We start from the raw sequence: 16,466 nt of genomic DNA, 5'->3' as shown, positions 1-16,466 counted from the left end.
TATCTCCCCTTACAGTGCCAAATCGCTAGTCAGAACCAGTGCCAGTAACGCCTGGCGCGCGAAAATCCCGTTGCCTGCCTGCTGGAAATACCAGGCGTGAGGCGTTTTATCCACGTCCGTGGCGATTTCATCTATACGCGGCAGCGGATGCAGTACCTTCATGTTTTCCCGCGCTCCCACCAGGTCGCTGGCGCGCAGGACAAACTGGGCCTTCACGTTGGCGTATTCTGAAGGGTCCAGACGCTCTTTCTGTACGCGGGTCATATACAGAATATCCACCTCCGCCATCACCTCTTCGATAGAGGCGTGCAGGCTCCAGGCAATGCCTTTTTCGTCCAGCATATCAAGAATGTACTGCGGCATTGCCAGCGCATCCGGGGCGATGAAGTAGAAGCGGTTGCCGTCAAACTTCGCCAGCGCCTGCGTCAGGGAATGCACGGTACGGCCATATTTCAGGTCGCCGACCATCGCCACATGCAGGTTGTTCAGACGCCCCTGCGTTTCCTGAATGGTGAACAGATCCAGCAGCGTTTGGGTCGGATGTTGATTTGAACCGTCACCCGCGTTCAGTACCGGCACCTTACCGGAGAATTCGGTCGCCAGACGCGCCGCGCCTTCCTGTGGGTGACGCATCACGATCGCGTCAACATAAGTGCTGATCACAGAGATGGTATCTGCCAGCGTCTCACCTTTCTTACCCAGCGACGTGTTGGCGCTGTCGGAAAAGCCGACCACGCTGGCGCCCAGGCGGTGCATGGAGGTTTCAAACGACAGGCGGGTACGGGTCGAGGCTTCAAAGAAGCAACTGGCGATGACCTTGTGTTTGAGCAGCTCCGGTTGAGGGTTCGCTTTTAATTTCGCCGCCGTCGCCAGCACCAGATTGAGGTCGTCGCGACTGAGGTCGTTTATGGAAATGATGTGTTTTTGATATAGCGGGTTAGCCATGTTTATCTCCTGACGCCAGGGCAAAAAAAAAGCCCCTCATTTGAGGGGCTGGGAATAGGTGAGCAACGGAAAGAAAAACGGCAGGCCAGCATCTGTTTTCAGACGCGGTAAGACAGAATGTCGTACACACTGGACCATACTTCCTCCCGGCAAATTGTCCGCGATTATACTCAGCTCCGTTTGTGGATCAAGCAAAAAATGCCGTTTTTATTCAACGCAAACGGTTTTAATGAATATTAATTCATTTTTAGTAAATAGTTAATCTGTTTGTGGACAAGGCCAGTGCGCTGCACCACCCGTGGCGCAACCCAGACAATACTGCTACCCGCTACCACACCCAGGATTTCCGGCAGGGCATGATAATCGAGGATCCGGGCGACGGCGCGGCCATAGCCTGCCGCCGTATGGATAAGGATAAATTCGCTGTTATGCTCCACGCTCACCACCATTTCAGAAATGGAACGGGCGGCATCGGGGGCTGGACGCAATTGCGGATTGACGGAATAAATTTTTTGTCCTTTCGTATTTCTAATTTTTATGACGCCAAGAATTTTCAGCAGGCGGGAAACCGTTGACTGGCTGATGGTTTCAAAGCCGTAGTTTTGCAGATCGCGGCGGATCTCCTCCTGTGAGAGATAGCTTTTTTCGCCAATCAGGCGCTGACAAACAGAGAGTTGTAGTTCTTCTTTTTCTGAAGCGGGTTGGTAAAGTTTCATCATCAGTTAGTCCAGTGTAATCAGCCGAAGATAACAACCTGTAGATCTGCCCAATGTTTCTATTTTTATTTGATGACGCACTAAGCAAATGTTCTCCATTTCAACCGGGATGTGTTTGATCGGCTTATTGAAATTTGACTGGAGCGCGCTTCAGCATCCTGACGGATGGCATCTGCATGAAAAAATATTCCACTTAGTCGTCTAAGGGAAGGCGGAGTTTTGCCGCTTCGTCTTCCCTGTGTTGACGTGCATCAACTGAGCGTGAGCACGCCGGTCGCCAACAGATAGACCGCGTAGATCCCTGCGACCACCACCATAATAGCCAGAACGATCTCTATTGGATTGAAAAGTCTTCCATTTTTCTCCTTCCGCGCCCAGACATAAAAAACGATACCGAGGGCGTAGAGGATCATCGACAGCAGCAGATATTCCATCCCGGCGGCATAGACCAGCCAGGCACCATAGAGTGTTGCCAGCGCGCCGATGATGATGTCGCGGGTGATGGAATGCTGTTCATCACGGTTATAACCGTCCTTCTGCCACGCCACTTTCAGGGCATACAAACCGCTGAGAAAATAGGGGATCAGGATCATTGAGGTGGCCAGCAGCAGCAGCGCAAGATACCCCGCCTGTTGAAAATGGGCGATGATCAGGAACAGTTGGGTCAGCCCATTGGTCAGCAGCAGCGCATTGACCGGCGCTTTGTTGGCGTTTTCTTTGCCCAGGAATTTGGGCATGGTGCCGTCTTTACCGGCCATATACGCCGTTTCCGCAGACAATAACGTCCAGGCCAGCAGCGCGGCGCCGACGGAAACGATAAGACCGATATTCATCAGGGCTGCGCCCCACGGCCCGACCGCCGCTGCCAGTACGCCTGCAGTAGAAGGGTTCTTCAACTGTGCGAGTTCTGGCTGAGACAGAACGCCGAGCGACAGCACCGAGACGGCGACAAACAGCAGGATTGAGATGAAAAATCCAATCATGGTGGCTTTACCCACGTCTGATTTTTTCATCGCCCGGCCCGAGTACATGGCGGCGCCTTCAATACCGATGAAAACCCAGGTGGTGACCAGCATGATGTTTTTCACCTGGTCCATAACAGAGCCAAGCTGTTCATTGCCCCAGAATTCAATCTTAAAGGTGCGAACCTGAAAGGCGACGCTGACCAGCACAACAAACATGATCAGAGGAACCACTTTCGCGACCGTGCCGATCAGATTGAGCAGGGCGGCACCCTGTACGCCGCGACAGATCAGGAAATGCAGACTCCAGAGCAGAATTGATCCCACAATCAGCGCAGAAAGGGTGGTGCCATCGCCAAAGAAACCGAGCGCGCTGAAGGAGCCGAGTGCGGAACAGATCACCACATAGTATGAAACGTTGCCGATCCACGCCGAGATCCAGTAACCCCAGGCGGAGTTAAAACCGATGTACTCGCCAAAACCCGCGCGGGCATAACCATACACGCCGCCTTCCACTTCGCTTTTACGGTGCGCCAGGGTCTGGAAGACGAAGGCGAGGGTTAACATGCCGATAAAGGTAATTCCCCAGCCGATCAGAATCGCGCCAGCGCCTGCTTTGGCCGCCATGTTCTGCGGCAGAGAGAATACCCCGGCGGCGATCAGCGCGCTGACCACAAGCGCCGTTAGCGCCGGAAGTTTGAGCTTACCTTCGGACTGGGAGGTCGAAGCGTCCGCAGCCGGTTTGCTGGTATCAAGAGTAGTCATGAAGAGAGTCCTCAATCTGACAGAAAGTGATTTTTTAGAAGTAGCTGTATTGTTTGCCGACGTATTCGGAGGTCATGCACTGCAAGACGCCGCTGTATCCCAGGGAGAAATAGACGATGTCGCCCACCTGATATCCCGATGCGGCGTGGGTGACGTCGAGGATCAGGTGATCGGAACTGGCGCCGAGCACTTTGACGCCGGGATCAAATGGCCGGAGCTGGGAGAAGGAGACGTCCTGTTCGCCGAGCGCGGCCAGCGCCCGGTGATGTACGCCAAGATCTTCGAATACCGGCTTTCTCCCCATGGCATCCAGCGCCGTGGAGTGTTGCGGAACGGAGGGCTTGTCTTTCAGCTCGATGATCTCCACGCCGAGCTTGATAGCGTCCTGGCGGGTGTCGGGGATCGGCTCGTCATTCAGGCCGAACCCCATGATCAGCGACGCGCCAAGTCGCAACTGGTTGACGCCCGTCGGCAGCCCACCGTTGATCAGCAGGAACAGGGCGGCGGAGCTGGCGCCGGAAATCGTGCGCAGTGCAATACCCAACTCGTCTTCGATCTGATGGGCGAGATCGACCAGCGCCTGTTGGTTTTCGGTGGTGGGTTCCACTCCGCCGTAGCAGGCAAGATTGGCGCCCAGTCCTTCCAGCGTCAGCCCCGGCAGTTCTTTGTGTACCAGACGCGCAAGGCGTCGTGTCTCCAGCGGATCCACGCAGCCTTCGCGCAGATCGCCCAGGTCATGCATCAGAATGACCCGGTGCGTTTTGTTCTGCGCTATGGCTGCCGCAGAGAGCGCCTGCAACGTATGTTCTTCGGAGTTCAGCGAGATATCCGCATAGGCCACGATGTCGTGCGCAAGGCTTATCTGCGGCAGACGCAGCAGCAGTTTGTCGACGGGCAGATCGGCGATTTTTTTGAGATTCTGGATGCGGGAATCTGCAATCGTGCTGATTCCTGCATCAATCATGGCTCTGGCGACATTTGCCGCTTCGCAGCTCAGCTTATTGACGCCGACAGGCTCTACCCCGTGCTGGCGACATAGCGCAATCAGCGTCCGGGTGTTGTCACGAATGACCGAAAGATTAACGAAGAGGCAGGGAAAGTCCTGATTTCGCATAATGGGTCTCCTAACGTGGGCGCGGGTCAGGAAGGCACCCGCACCCGGTGCATTCGGTTCAGTCGCTATCGTGTGAGTGAGTCGCCGAGCGTCGCCACCATCACCGCTTTGATGGTGTGCATGCGGTTTTCCGCTTCGTCGAACACGATGGAGTGTGCGGATTCGAAAACGTCTTCCGTCACTTCCAGCCCTTTCAGGCCGTAGGCGGCTTCAATTTCACGACCCACTTTGGTGTGTTCGTTATGGAAGGCGGGCAGGCAGTGCATGAACTTCACGTTGGGGTTGCCGGTGGCGTCGATGACCTTCTGGTTGATCTGGTACGGCGTCATCAGGCTGACGCGCTCAGCCCAGGCCTCTTTCGGTTCACCCATGGAGACCCAGACGTCGGTGTACAGAAAATCGACGTCGTAGACGCCTTCTTCCACGTCGTCCGTCAGCGTGATGCGTGCCCCGGTGGTGCTGGCGATGCTGCGGCATTGCGCAACCAGCGCTTCATCTGGCCAGAAGGATTTTGGCGCGACGAGGCGAATATCCATGCCCATCTTCGCGGCGCCGACCATCAGGGAATTGCCCATGTTGTTGCGCGCATCGCCAAGGTAGGCGAAGCTCAGTTCGGGCAGCGTTTTCCCCGGCGCGTGCTCCAGCATGGTCATCAGATCCGCGAGGATCTGCGTGGGATGGAATTCGTCGGTCAGACCGTTCCACACCGGCACTCCGGCGTATTGCCCCAGTTCCTCAACGATCTGCTGACCGAACCCGCGGTATTCGATGCCGTCGTACATCCGGCCCAGTACACGAGCGGTATCTTTCATCGACTCTTTATGACCGATCTGCGAGCCGCTTGGGCCGAGGTAAGTGACCTGCGCGCCCTGGTCGAATGCCCCAACTTCAAAGGCACAGCGGGTGCGGGTGGAGGTTTTTTCGAATATCAGCGCAATGTTTTTCCCGATCAGCGTTTGCTGTTCGCGCCCGGCTTTTTTCGCCGCTTTCAGTTCAATCGCCAGATCGATAAGGAACTGGATCTCCGCTGGCGTAAAGTCGAGAAGTTTCAAAAAGTTTCTATTTTTCAGTGAAATAGCCATCAATGTATCCTTGTTAAAATGAACTGCCTGATGACGCTGCGCTTATCAGGCCTACGGACGTGAATCGGTGTAGGCCGGATAAGGCGAGGCCGCCATCCGGCAAAAAAGCCTTAAGCGTCAACATCGGCGGTTTCGCGCCGAATCAGGGTGCCTTTATCGCCGGCGAGAATGGCCGGGCCATCGGCCAGCGAACCGATGCCCGCAATGCCGTGGCAGCGGCTGACAAAGTCGGCGCAGGCGCTGACTTTTGGCCCCATCGAACCGGCGTCAAATTGCATTTCGCTTAAGCGTTCCGGCGTCACCTGTGCCAGCGGACGTTGGGTCGGTTTGCCCCAGTCGAGGTACACCGCGTCGGCGTCGGTCAGGATCAGCAGCGCGTCAGCGTGGATCTGGCTGGCGAGCAGCGCGGCGGAAAGGTCTTTGTCGATCACCGCTTCCAGGCCGTGGTAACCGTCTGCTTTCTCGACGACCGGCACACCGCCGCCACCGTTACAGATGACCAGATGATCGCGGGCGATCAGCGCCTGGATGGCGTCGCTCTCTACGATGCGTTTTGGCTGTGGTGAAGGCACCACACGGCGGAACGCTTTGCCATCCGCTTTGAAGACCCAACCTTTTTCAGCCTGCAACGCGTCGGCCTGGGCAGGGTCATAAACCGGACCGATATACTTGGTCGGGTTATGAAAGGCCGGATCGTCAGGGTCCACTTCCACCTGCGTGAGCAGGACACTGATTTCGCGCTGCGGCAGTTGGTTCTTCAGCGCCTGTTGCAGCATGTAGCCGATCATTCCCTGGCTTTCTGCCCCGAGAATGTCCAGCGGGTAGGGGGTGACGCGGTCGTAGGCGCTGTTTTGCAATGCCAGCAGGCCCACCTGCGGCCCGTTGCCGTGAACCAGCACCACCCGCCATTGCTGTGTGAGTTGGGCGATGGTTTTCGCCGCCAGGACGATGTTCTTGCGCTGGATGTCGGCTTCCAGCGGTTCGCCACGCTTGAGCAACGCATTGCCGCCGAGGGCAACAACCAGAGTCGGTTTGTTTTGCATGGTGGGTTCCTTAAATGCCATCGCGTTCCAGTGGGCAACTCATGCAGCGTGCGCCGCCGCGTCCGCGCCCCAGTTCATCGCCAGGGATTGGCAGCACGGTGATGCCGGCTTTGTCATATTTCTCGTTGGTCCAGATGTTGCGCTCGTAGCCCACGACGACGCCGGGGCGCAGCGTGAGGACGTTGTTGGCGTCGTTCCACTGCTCACGCTCGGCTTCAAAGGCGTCGCCGCCGGTGGTAATCAGACGCACCTGATCGATGCCGAGCGCTTTCTCAATGGCGTTAATCAACGTGCGTTCTTCGGTACGTTTCAGGCCACCGCGCCCGTCTGGCGTTAAGGTCCAGCACTGCACGTCCTGGCGCACCACTTCCGGGTAGACGGAGAAGGTGTCGATATTGATGTGGGTCATGACGGTGTCGAGGTGCATACAGGAGCGGTGTTTGGGAAGCTCAACGGCAATCACCCGTTCGGCCTGACGATGGTTAAAAAGCGACTGGGCAAGGAACTCAATTCCCTGCGGCGTCGTGCGTTCAGACATGCCGATTAGTACCGCACCGCGCCCGATGACCAGCACATCGCCGCCTTCTAAGGTGGCATGGTCGTAATTGATATTCTCGTCGCCGAAATATTTAATAAAATCGCCGTCAGCAAATTGCGGATGCCAGCGATAGATGGCCCGCAGATTATTCGTTTCACGCTGGCGAGCCGGTTTGGCCATTGGGTTAATGGATACGCCGTTATATATCCAGCAGGAGGTATCGCGGGTAAATAAATGGTTTGGCAATGGCTTCATAATAAAGTCATTAATATCGTGGGTATCCACCACCATATTTTTAATTGAGGCGGGAATTTCACCGTAGGTGAGTCCTCCGCTTAAATGACGGGCCAGTTCCCGGTGCGGCATATCGGCCAGCCAGGCGCGGATGTCGGTGGCGAAAGTCGGGCCAAGTCGGTAATCCGAGATTTGCGTTTCCAGTAGCCAGCTTTTGGCATCCGCGATATCCAGAGTTTGTGTCAGTAAATCAGTCAGTAACAGAACTTCGATACCCTGCTCGCGTAACGTGTTGGCGAAAATATCATGCTCTTCACCTGCACGTTCGACGGACAGTACGTCATCAAACAGCAGCTCCTGGCAGTTAGACGGCGTGAGGCGTTTCAGGCTGAGATTAGGGCGATGCAACATCACACTGCGTAGTTGGCCGATTTCAGAACCGACATAATGTTTTTCCATTACGATACCTTTCACTCTATTTCAGGAATAAAAAGGGGGGGCTGCGAATAATGAAAATGCTCGCAGTCATAACTGTTCCGATATTTTTCGAGAGGCATCATTGAATTATTTAGAAGTCAGGAATGTGATGAATTTCACATCCATTCGGTTATTTATTTTTTCTTAATTAATATATGACAGAGGTCTGAGAAATAACAAAAATAAAAAGTCTTTACCTGAATTACTACGCATTTATACGTCAGATTATTCTTTTGTGTTAATTGTTTGTTGGCTAAAGCAAAGAATGATGCCAATGTAACATCATGATTTTTATAGACTAATAATAATTTACTGCATAGATATGCGTATTGTGAATTATATTATTTTCGCTATAAAGTAAATTGAGCAATAAATATGGCGATTGTCATTGATTAAGCAGTGGAAATGAATTGTGATCGACTAATGGTTTTTCTTGTAAACCATTATATAACAATAACTTGATAGCATTGTCTATTGGGTGTGTTTACATTTTATGCATTAAAGATGCATAGATCGCTGTTTAGCGTTAACAGACAGTCAACAACTTCAGCGATAAACATGCGCTGACGCAAAACTTTGCACGATAGCGATGGCACGCTCGGGTTTTTTTCCGTATAACAACTAAAATTGAAACGCTGTTTTGAATGAGGGTATGAGATGATCGTTGGTAATATTCACCATCTGCAATCCTGGCTTCCTGAAGAACTCCGCCAGGCGATTGAGTACATTAAGGCAAACGTCACCGAGGCGACGGAGAAGGGGAAACATGAGATTGACGGTAGCCGTCTGTTCTACCTGATTTCTGAAGATATGACCGAACAGTTCGAGAAGCGTCGTGCGGAGTATCACGCGCGCTATCTGGATATTCAGATCGTGCTGAAAGGGCAGGAAGGAATGACCTTCAGCGTACTGCCTGCCGGTAAACCGGATACCGACTGGCTGGCTGATAAAGACATCGCCTTTTTAGCGGAAGGGGAGCAGGAGAAAACGTTGATCCTGAATGAAGGTGACTTTGTCGTCTTTTATCCGCAAGAAGTGCACAAACCGCTGTGCGCCGTCGGCACGCCTGCGCCGGTGCGTAAAGCGGTGGTTAAACTGCTGGTGGCTTAAACAGAAAGGCAGGCATTGCTCAGCCGCTCCGTGAATCGGAGCGGCTGTCCTTTTTATGATTGATCCTGCATTCGTCCGTAACGATCCTTGCGTCTGCGCATGCGGTAAAAATAATAAACTGCATTTATCTTCATTCAGATGTTAACCGAACGGTAAAAACGGTTTATTTCAGGCATTAATAGTGCACCGCGATCACATTATTTACTTATGTATTTAAATATATAACGGTGGCTTGATTTTTAGTTAGTCGTTATATATTTAATTTCATATCGCTATCGCCATAACTTCAGTCACAACATACCGTTAGCTGTAACCTTTCCTGTTAACTTTCAAAAACTCGATCAAAAGCACGTTTAACTCTTTCTGGTTAATAACACTTTTGTGTTACATCAATTCTTGTTGAAAAATCATCCAGCAAAATACATTACACAAAATTAAATATTAACTTTTGAATTAATTTCAGGGCAAGGTATGAATAAAAAATGGAAGTGGATAGCGGGTCTTGTATTCGTGGGCATTCTGCTGGGGGGAGCACTCGTGCTGTCATCTATGTGGATGATGCATAAAACGTCAGACACCTCGTTTTGTCTCTCCTGCCACACAATGCAAGCACCCTATGAAGAGTACCAGGGATCTGCGCACTTTATGAACCAAAAAGGTATCCGTGCGGAGTGCCGTGATTGCCACATTCCGCAATCGGGTATGGATTACCTGATCACCAAAGTTCGGGCCAGTAAGGATATCTGGCATGAGTTTGTCACCGGCAAAATTGATACACCGGAAAAATATGAGGCGCATCGCCTTGAGATGGCGGAGACCGTCTGGGAGCAGATGAAAGCTAACGATTCGGCGACCTGCCGCTCGTGCCATCAGTTTGACGCCATGGATCTTCAAAAGCAGAGTGCCGATGCACAGAAAATGCATGCGCTGGGTATTAAAGAAAAACAAACCTGTATTGATTGCCATAAAGGTATCGCGCACTTCCCGCCTGAAATCACCATTGACACCAAAGCGCATGATGCGCTGATGGAAAACGCACGCCAGACGCCGGTTGATGCGAAAGAAGTGTACCCCGTCGCGCCTGCCGCACTGGGTAACCTGGGCACAGTTTATCCGGCCACCAAACTGAACGTGGTGGGACATTCCGGCGATGCGCGGGAAGTGGAGATTATCGGTAGCCAAATGCAAGGCGCTGAACAGGTGATTTACTTCGCGGTGGGTCAGCGTTTGGTCCTTGCCACACTTACCGACGAAGGTCAAAAAGCGCTCAAAATCTCCAGCGACTGGGAAAAGGATCCCTACGGAAACGCATGGCGCAATGTGTCTCTACGCGCACCTCTGGCTGAACCCGCACTGAGTAAACCCGACGTGATCTGGGATTACGCCAAAACTCTCGACAAAACGTATTGTTCCGGATGTCATGCGCCGATTTCCTCCGAACATTACACCTTAAATGCCTGGCCTTCCGTAGCAAAAGGGATGGGCGCGAGAACGGATATTAGCGCCGAGGATTTAGACATCCTGACTCGCTGGTTCCAGTATCACGCCAAAGATTTTACCTCTAAGGAATAACTAACAATTACGATTAAAGGAAAACCTATGAACCTTACACGACGTAACTTTATTAAGTATGCTGGCGGTTCCGCTGGCGCGATGATGATTACCTCGGCAATCCCGATGCCAGCGTGGGCAGCAGACGCGCCGGGTAATGCCATCCTGACCGCAGGACGTTGGGGGGCGATGTACATCGACGTTAAAGACGGCAAAATTGTGTCGTCGCGCGGTGCGCTGGCGAAAACGATTCCCAACGATCTGCAAACTACCGCACCCGATCAGGCGCATACCCCGTGCCGTATTCAATCTCCGATGGTACGTAAAGGCTTCCTCAATGCGCCGGGCAAACCGGATGGCAATCGTGGTAAAGACGAATTCGTCAAAGTGTCATGGGAAGACGCTCTGAAGCTCATCCACGAGCAGCACGCCCGTATCCGTGCCGAGCATGGCCCATCTTCCATTTTTGCGGGATCTTATGGCTGGCGCTCCAGTGGTGTGCTGCACAAAGCGCAGACGCTGCTGCAGCGTTACATGAGCATGGCGGGCGGCTATACCGGGCATACCGGCGACTACTCCACTGGCGCGGCGCAGGTGATCATGCCGCACGTCGTCGGCTCGGTAGAAGTTTACGAACAGCAAACGGCATGGCCGCTGATCCTCGAACATAGTCAGGTGGTGGTCCTGTGGGGTCTTAACCCACTGAACACCCTGAAAATTGCCTGGACCAGTACGGATGAGCAAGGCCTCGAGTACTTCAATAAACTGAAAGCGTCCGGCAAAACTGTTATCGCCATCGATCCGCAACGCTCAGAAACTATCGATTTCTTCGGTGATAAAGCACAGTGGATTGCGCCGAATATGGGTACCGACGTGGCGCTGATGTTAGGTATTGCGTCCGCGCTGGTAGAAAAAGGACTGCATGACAAAGCCTTCCTCGATAAATACACCACTGGCTATGGCGAATTCGAAGCGTATCTGACGGGTAAAAACGACAACACGCCGAAAAATCCGGCCTGGGCCGAGAAGATTTGCGGCGTTCCGGCGAAGCAAATGGAAATTCTGGCGGAAATCTTTGCCAAGAATAAAACCATGCTGATGGCGGGTTGGGGCATTCAGCGTCAGCAGTATGGTGAACAGCGCCACTGGATGCTGGTTACCCTGGCGGCGATGCTCGGCCAGATTGGTACCGAGGGCGGCGGTTTTGGTTTCTCTTACCATTACTCTAACGGCGGCAACCCAACTCGCAGTGGCGGAGTGCTGTCGGCCATTTCAGCGACAATCGCAGGCGGCTCGTCTGCTGGCAACGACTGGGCAACCTCCGATGCGGTGGAAGCGTTCCCGGTTGCGCGTATCGTTGAAGCCCTGGAAAACCCCGGCGGCAAATATCAACATAACGGTAAGGAACAAACCTTCCCCGATCTGCGCATGATCTGGTGGGCCGGCGGTGGCAACTTCACTCATCATCAGGATACCAACCGCCTGGTAAAAGCCTGGCAAAAACCGGAACTGGTGGTGATCTCCGAGTGCTACTGGACGGCTGCCGCCAAGCACGCGGATATTGTTCTGCCGATCACCACATCGTTTGAACGTAACGATCTGACCATGACCGGTGACTACAGCAACCAGCATCTGGTGCCGATGAAACAAGCCATCCCCCCACAGTTCGAAGCCCGCAATGATTTTGACGTGTTCGCGGATATGGCTGAGCTGCTGAAACCAGGCGGTAAAGCCGTTTATACCGAAGGCAAGAGCGAAATGGACTGGCTGCGCGAGTTCTACGACGTGGCGCAGAAAGGCGCGCGTCAGCAGCGCGTCAATATGCCGCAGTTCACCGCCTTCTGGGAAGCGAACAAGCTGATCGAAATGCGTAAGAACCCGAAAGAAGAAGTTTTCGTGCGCTATGCCGATTTCCGCAAGGACCCGGTGATGAACCCGCTGGGCACGCCGAGCGGTAAAATCGAGATTTACTCGAAAACCATCGAAGGTTTCAACTATAAGGATTGCCCGGCGCATCCGACCTGGCTGGAACCAGACGAATGGGCTGGCAACGCTAAAGAGGGTGAACTGCAGCTGTTGACCGCGCACCCGGCGCACCGTTTACACAGTCAGCTTAACTATGCGTCGCTGCGCAAACAGTATGCGGTGGCCAACCGCGAGCCGTTATACATCCATCCAGAAGATGCGAAAAAACGTGGCATTGCCGACGGCGATTTGGTGCGTGTCTGGAACACGCGTGGACAGGTGTTAACCGGCGCGAAGGTTACTGATGGCATCAAGCAAGGTGTGGTATGTATCCATGAAGGCGCATGGCCGGATCTGGATTACGCAGGTACCGGGATCTGTAAAAACGGTGGAGCTAACGTGCTTACCAAAGACATCCCGACCTCGCGTCTGGCGAATGGCTGCGCGGGCAACACTGCGCTGGTGATGGCGGAGAAATACACCGGACCGGAGCTGGAACTTACCGCGTTTACGCCGCCAATGGGCGCATAATTCACGGTTGTAATACTGGGCGAAAATGGTGATTTTCGCCTCAGACTGGTGATGAACCCCACAGTGTTATGTGGGGTTTTTGTTTGCGAACAATATTACTGCGCCAGCGTCGCCACCATCACTGCTTTAATGGTGTGCATCCGGTTTTCAGCCTGGTCAAACACAATACTGGCCGGGGATTCAAACACCTCATCGGTGACTTCCATTCCGCCGTGCAGACCAAATTCCTCCGCCATTTTTTTACCGAGCGTGGTCTGATCGTCATGAAATGCGGGCAGACAGTGCAGAAACTTCACCTGCGGATTCCCGGAAAGCGCCATCATCTGGCTGTTGACCTGATAGTCGCGCAGCATGGCGATACGTTCCGCCCACATCTCTTTCGGTTCGCCCATCGACACCCAGACATCGGTGTAGATAAAGTCCGCCCCTTTCACGCCCGCCGCGATATCTTCGGTGAGCGTAATGTTACCGCCATTTTTCTTCGCCATTGCGCTGCATTCTGCGACCAGCGACGCTTCCGGCCAGCAGCTTTTGGGGGCCACCAGACGCAGGTCCAGCCCGGTGAGCGCGGCGGCTTCCAGCATTGAGTTACCCATGTTATTGCGCGCATCGCCCGCGTAAACCAGCGTCATCTCGTTAAACGCCTTACCTGGTAGATGTTCCTGCATCGTCAGCAGGTCAGCCAGTAATTGCGTAGGATGGAACTCGTTGGTCAACCCATTCCATACCGGTACACCGGCATATTCGGCCAGCGTTTCGACTACTTCCTGACCGTAACCGCGATACTGAATGCCGTCATACATCCGGCCCAGCACGCGAGCGGTGTCTTTAATTGACTCTTTATGCCCAATCTGGCTGCCGCTGGAACCGAGATAAGTGACGCGAGCCCCCTGGTCGTAAGCGGCAACTTCGAAAGAGCATCGTGTACGGGTCGAGTCTTTTTCGAAGATGAGCGCGATGTTTTTGCCAGTAAGCTTTTGTTCTTCTTTGCCATTTTTCTTATCAGCTTTCAGTTTTGCGGCAAGTTGGACGAGTGCGGTGAGTTCAGCAGGGGTGAAATCGAGTAACTTTAAAAAATGCTTCTGATAAAAACCTGACATAGTTCCCTCCTATGGCGAATGCCACCTATTGAATTAAAATTCAATTTATATGGATGATTATGCATTTGCAACCCCGTTTCACAAATCTTTTCTGGAAAGGTGGAGGCAATGACGGCGGTATGTGACAATAAGAGTATCGGCAGGACATTATGAGGAACGAGCCATGGCAAACCCGGAACTACTGGAAGAGCAGCGTGAAGAGACGCGCCTGATTATTGAAGAATTACTGGATGATGGTAGCGACCCGGACGCGCTGTACACCATCGAACACCACCTTTCCGCAGACGATTTCGAAACCCTGGAAAAAGCGGCGGTAGAAGCGTTTAAACTCGGCTATGAAGTCACTGAGCCAGAAGAGCTGGAAGTCGAAGAAGGCGACACTGTGATTTGCTGCGATATCCTCAGTGAATGTGCGCTGAAAGCTGACCTTATCGACGCGCAGGTTGAACAGTTGATGAACCTGGCCGAGAAATATGACGTCGAATACGACGGCTGGGGCACCTACTTTGAAGATCCGAACGGTGAAGACGGTGAAGAGGGCGACGACGAAGACTACGTCGACGAAGATGACGACGGCGTGCGTCACTAAGATTACCAGGGGTTAAAAAGTACGGCAGCGCCTGCTGTCGTACTCTTCCAACAGGTTACTCATGAACTACCCGCAAATACTTTCTCCGGTGCTTAACTTTCTGCACTGTCCGACCCCGCAGGCATGGATTGACCAGGCGCGCGATCCGCAAAACCTCCCTCTGCTGCTCACCGATCATCTGATATGCGAACTCAAGGCGGCACAAACGGCGATGCTATTGGTGCGTAAGTATGTAGCGGATAAACCGGGTGCGGATGCGCTGCTCGCCTGGCTACAGCCGTATGAAGCCTTTGCCTTCCGGGAAGGGCCGGAACCGGACTTTGTTGCGCTCCATAAACAGATTGGTAAAAGCGTAATGCCGGAAACGGACGATCCGTGGGGCCGCCAGCTTATCGACAGCATAGTGTTGTTGATAAAGGAAGAATTGCACCATTTCTGGCAGGTGCGCGAAGCGATGCAGGCCCGCAACATTCCTTACGTGAAGATCACCGCCAGTCGCTACGCGAAAGGGATGCTGAAAGCGGTGCGCACGCACGAGCCGCTGACGCTGATTGATAAGCTGATTTGCGGTGCTTACATCGAAGCGCGCTCCTGTGAACGCTTCGCCGCGCTGGCTCCGTTTCTCGATGACGATCTGCAAAAGTTCTATCTGTCGCTGCTGCGATCCGAAGCGCGCCACTATCAGGACTATCTGGCGCTGGCGCAACAGGTTTCGCAGGAAGATATTTCTCCCCGCGTCCGCTATTTTGGCGACGTGGAAGCGGCGCTGATCGTCTCGCCGGACAACGAGTTTCGCTTTCACAGCGGTGTCCCCGTCGCCTCTTAATTTCGGTAGTTCTGCCCGCCGCAAGGTGACATCCCGACGTGGGCAGTGAAAAATGTCTCTTTTTCAGGGCAAGGAATACCAATACCGATGAACTGGACACATGTACTTCTCGCAGGCTACGTCGGCGCGGTCATCGCCGCGGTGATAGGGCTCATGCGTAAAAAAGGCTGGGTAGGGAAGGCTTCTGGCGCGGTGCTGATGATTGTGGCGATCGTCGCGTGGAACCTGTTTGACGTGCACTACCTGATCCCGCGAGAAAAAGCGGCGTCCGGTCAGACGGAAGAGCAGCAGTTTGATGCCGCGCTACTGCAAATGCCGACGTTTCAGGTACTGAAGGAACAGGAGCCGGCATTTTGGGTCCATCTTCGCACCCAGGCGCTGCAGCTGAAAAATGAAGGCAAAACCGAACAACAAATAATCGATACCATTCAACCGCAGGTGCTGCAAATTCAGATGTCGCGTTTACAGCAGGCGCCGGACAGTAATGTCATTGACTATATGAAGATCAATCTCGAACAGACTGCGGCGGTGCAGAAAAAAGGCGACGATGAGTGTTTCCGCTTTCTCTTCCCTCAGGTCAAAGGCGGCATTAACCCGACGCGTCTGATCTCACCGGATATTCTGAAACGGCGTATGGAAGGTGATGCGGCGATGATGCGAGCGGCATACGGTCCTAATAAACACACGGTAACCGACACCGAGAAGCAGCAGGCCATGCAGGATCTGCAAAGCGTCGTACCAGTACTGGTGCAGCGCTACGGGCAGGATGTTCAGCTTATGGCTGAGCCGGAGAAGGGGATCGGGAAAGAAAAGGTCGTCTGCAATCTGGTGCAGGATATGTGGACGGAAGTGCTGAAATTGCCAGCCGCGCAGGCCGCTGGCGTGATTCGACTTTCGGTATCGCCTGAGATGCAATAG

General features: G+C 53.4%; 14 protein-coding genes and 1 pseudogene. 6 read left to right on the top strand and 9 right to left on the bottom strand.

Going from position 1 to position 16,466, the window contains the following annotated elements; all coding sequences use genetic code 11:
• Positions 1 to 9 precede the first annotated feature (9 nt).
• The 8 genes and pseudogenes from pyrB to arcA all read right to left on the bottom strand — a co-directional run bounded on the left by pyrB (position 10) and on the right by arcA (position 7,858).
• Entirely contained in the window at positions 10 to 945 is a 936-nt protein-coding gene (gene pyrB, locus AOY24_RS17480; protein WP_042999240.1) for an aspartate carbamoyltransferase, read from the bottom strand.
• Between the two features lie 2 nt (positions 946 to 947).
• A pseudogene (gene pyrL, locus AOY24_RS24130) lies at positions 948 to 1,083 on the bottom strand (pyr operon leader peptide).
• Between the two features lie 98 nt (positions 1,084 to 1,181).
• On the bottom strand, positions 1,182 to 1,661 hold the full coding sequence (locus AOY24_RS17475) for an arginine repressor (RefSeq protein WP_043001817.1): 480 nt from the start codon (positions 1,659 to 1,661) through the stop codon (positions 1,182 to 1,184).
• Positions 1,662 to 1,912: 251 nt separating this feature from the next.
• A complete protein-coding gene (gene arcD / locus AOY24_RS17470; RefSeq protein ID WP_042999241.1) occupies positions 1,913 to 3,388 on the bottom strand; it encodes an arginine-ornithine antiporter in 1,476 nt (491 codons plus the stop codon).
• Between the two features lie 34 nt (positions 3,389 to 3,422).
• Positions 3,423 to 4,502 (bottom strand): alanine/ornithine racemase family PLP-dependent enzyme, encoded by a 1,080-nt coding sequence (locus tag AOY24_RS17465; protein WP_042999242.1) that lies wholly within the window; start codon positions 4,500 to 4,502, stop codon positions 3,423 to 3,425.
• A 65-nt stretch (positions 4,503 to 4,567) separates the two neighbouring features.
• Complete coding sequence (gene argF, locus AOY24_RS17460) at positions 4,568 to 5,584, bottom strand: ornithine carbamoyltransferase (RefSeq protein ID WP_044264666.1); 1,017 nt, start codon at positions 5,582 to 5,584, stop codon at positions 4,568 to 4,570.
• Positions 5,585 to 5,694: 110 nt separating this feature from the next.
• Positions 5,695 to 6,627, bottom strand: a complete 933-nt coding sequence (arcC, locus tag AOY24_RS17455) for a carbamate kinase (RefSeq protein WP_044264664.1) — start codon at positions 6,625 to 6,627, stop codon at positions 5,695 to 5,697.
• 10 nt (positions 6,628 to 6,637) lie between these two features.
• Positions 6,638 to 7,858 carry an arginine deiminase gene (gene arcA, locus AOY24_RS17450; protein WP_054177069.1) on the bottom strand — a complete coding sequence of 407 codons (1,221 nt, stop codon included), beginning with the start codon at positions 7,856 to 7,858 and terminating at the stop codon, positions 6,638 to 6,640.
• Between the two features lie 675 nt (positions 7,859 to 8,533).
• Between arcA and AOY24_RS17445 the strand changes: the two genes are divergently transcribed.
• From AOY24_RS17445 to AOY24_RS17435, 3 genes are all read left to right on the top strand, one after another.
• A complete protein-coding gene (locus AOY24_RS17445) occupies positions 8,534 to 8,986 on the top strand; it encodes a YhcH/YjgK/YiaL family protein (RefSeq protein ID WP_054177068.1) in 453 nt (150 codons plus the stop codon).
• Positions 8,987 to 9,457: 471 nt separating this feature from the next.
• Positions 9,458 to 10,558, top strand: coding sequence for a NapC/NirT family cytochrome c (locus AOY24_RS17440; RefSeq protein ID WP_054177067.1), 1,101 nt, complete (start codon positions 9,458 to 9,460; stop codon positions 10,556 to 10,558).
• Positions 10,559 to 10,585: 27 nt separating this feature from the next.
• Positions 10,586 to 13,033: a molybdopterin guanine dinucleotide-containing S/N-oxide reductase gene (locus AOY24_RS17435; RefSeq protein ID WP_046401402.1), complete on the top strand. Its 2,448-nt coding sequence runs from the start codon at positions 10,586 to 10,588 to the stop codon at positions 13,031 to 13,033.
• 95 nt (positions 13,034 to 13,128) lie between these two features.
• On the opposite strand, the gene argF (AOY24_RS17430) is transcribed toward AOY24_RS17435, so the two are convergent.
• Positions 13,129 to 14,133 (bottom strand): ornithine carbamoyltransferase, encoded by a 1,005-nt coding sequence (gene argF / locus AOY24_RS17430; protein WP_044253254.1) that lies wholly within the window; start codon positions 14,131 to 14,133, stop codon positions 13,129 to 13,131.
• Positions 14,134 to 14,296: 163 nt separating this feature from the next.
• On the opposite strand from argF (AOY24_RS17430), the gene rraB reads away from it, so the two are divergent.
• The 3 genes from rraB to AOY24_RS17415 all read left to right on the top strand — a co-directional run bounded on the left by rraB (position 14,297) and on the right by AOY24_RS17415 (position 16,466).
• Entirely contained in the window at positions 14,297 to 14,722 is a 426-nt protein-coding gene (rraB, locus tag AOY24_RS17425) for a ribonuclease E inhibitor RraB (RefSeq protein WP_042999249.1), read from the top strand.
• A gap of 61 nt (positions 14,723 to 14,783) precedes the next feature.
• Positions 14,784 to 15,548 carry a tRNA isopentenyl-2-thiomethyl-A-37 hydroxylase MiaE gene (gene miaE, locus AOY24_RS17420; protein ID WP_054177066.1) on the top strand — a complete coding sequence of 255 codons (765 nt, stop codon included), beginning with the start codon at positions 14,784 to 14,786 and terminating at the stop codon, positions 15,546 to 15,548.
• An 87-nt stretch (positions 15,549 to 15,635) separates the two neighbouring features.
• On the top strand, positions 15,636 to 16,466 hold the full coding sequence (locus tag AOY24_RS17415) for a hypothetical protein (protein ID WP_044253257.1): 831 nt from the start codon (positions 15,636 to 15,638) through the stop codon (positions 16,464 to 16,466).

The organism is Citrobacter sp. CtB7.12, assembly GCF_001297795.1.
In the GTDB taxonomy this organism is placed as follows: Bacteria; Pseudomonadota; Gammaproteobacteria; order Enterobacterales; family Enterobacteriaceae; genus Citrobacter_A; species Citrobacter_A amalonaticus.
The sequence above is the reverse complement of the archived record's forward strand: the minus strand, read 5'-3'. Positions and strand labels throughout refer to the sequence as shown.

Coding starts and splice junctions, on each gene's coding strand:
- AOY24_RS17445 (WP_054177068.1), top strand. CDS start 8,534: ATGATCGTTGGTAATATTCACCATCTGCAATCCTGGCTTCCTGAAGAA.
- pyrB (WP_042999240.1), bottom strand. CDS start 945: ATGGCTAACCCGCTATATCAAAAACACATCATTTCCATAAACGACCTC.
- miaE (WP_054177066.1), top strand. CDS start 14,784: ATGAACTACCCGCAAATACTTTCTCCGGTGCTTAACTTTCTGCACTGT.
- AOY24_RS17475 (WP_043001817.1), bottom strand. CDS start 1,661: ATGAAACTTTACCAACCCGCTTCAGAAAAAGAAGAACTACAACTCTCT.
- AOY24_RS17465 (WP_042999242.1), bottom strand. CDS start 4,502: ATGCGAAATCAGGACTTTCCCTGCCTCTTCGTTAATCTTTCGGTCATT.
- AOY24_RS17440 (WP_054177067.1), top strand. CDS start 9,458: ATGAATAAAAAATGGAAGTGGATAGCGGGTCTTGTATTCGTGGGCATT.
- AOY24_RS17415 (WP_044253257.1), top strand. CDS start 15,636: ATGAACTGGACACATGTACTTCTCGCAGGCTACGTCGGCGCGGTCATC.
- AOY24_RS17435 (WP_046401402.1), top strand. CDS start 10,586: ATGAACCTTACACGACGTAACTTTATTAAGTATGCTGGCGGTTCCGCT.
- argF (WP_044253254.1), bottom strand. CDS start 14,133: ATGTCAGGTTTTTATCAGAAGCATTTTTTAAAGTTACTCGATTTCACC.
- arcA (WP_054177069.1), bottom strand. CDS start 7,858: ATGGAAAAACATTATGTCGGTTCTGAAATCGGCCAACTACGCAGTGTG.
- arcD (WP_042999241.1), bottom strand. CDS start 3,388: ATGACTACTCTTGATACCAGCAAACCGGCTGCGGACGCTTCGACCTCC.
- argF (WP_044264666.1), bottom strand. CDS start 5,584: ATGGCTATTTCACTGAAAAATAGAAACTTTTTGAAACTTCTCGACTTT.
- rraB (WP_042999249.1), top strand. CDS start 14,297: ATGGCAAACCCGGAACTACTGGAAGAGCAGCGTGAAGAGACGCGCCTG.
- arcC (WP_044264664.1), bottom strand. CDS start 6,627: ATGCAAAACAAACCGACTCTGGTTGTTGCCCTCGGCGGCAATGCGTTG.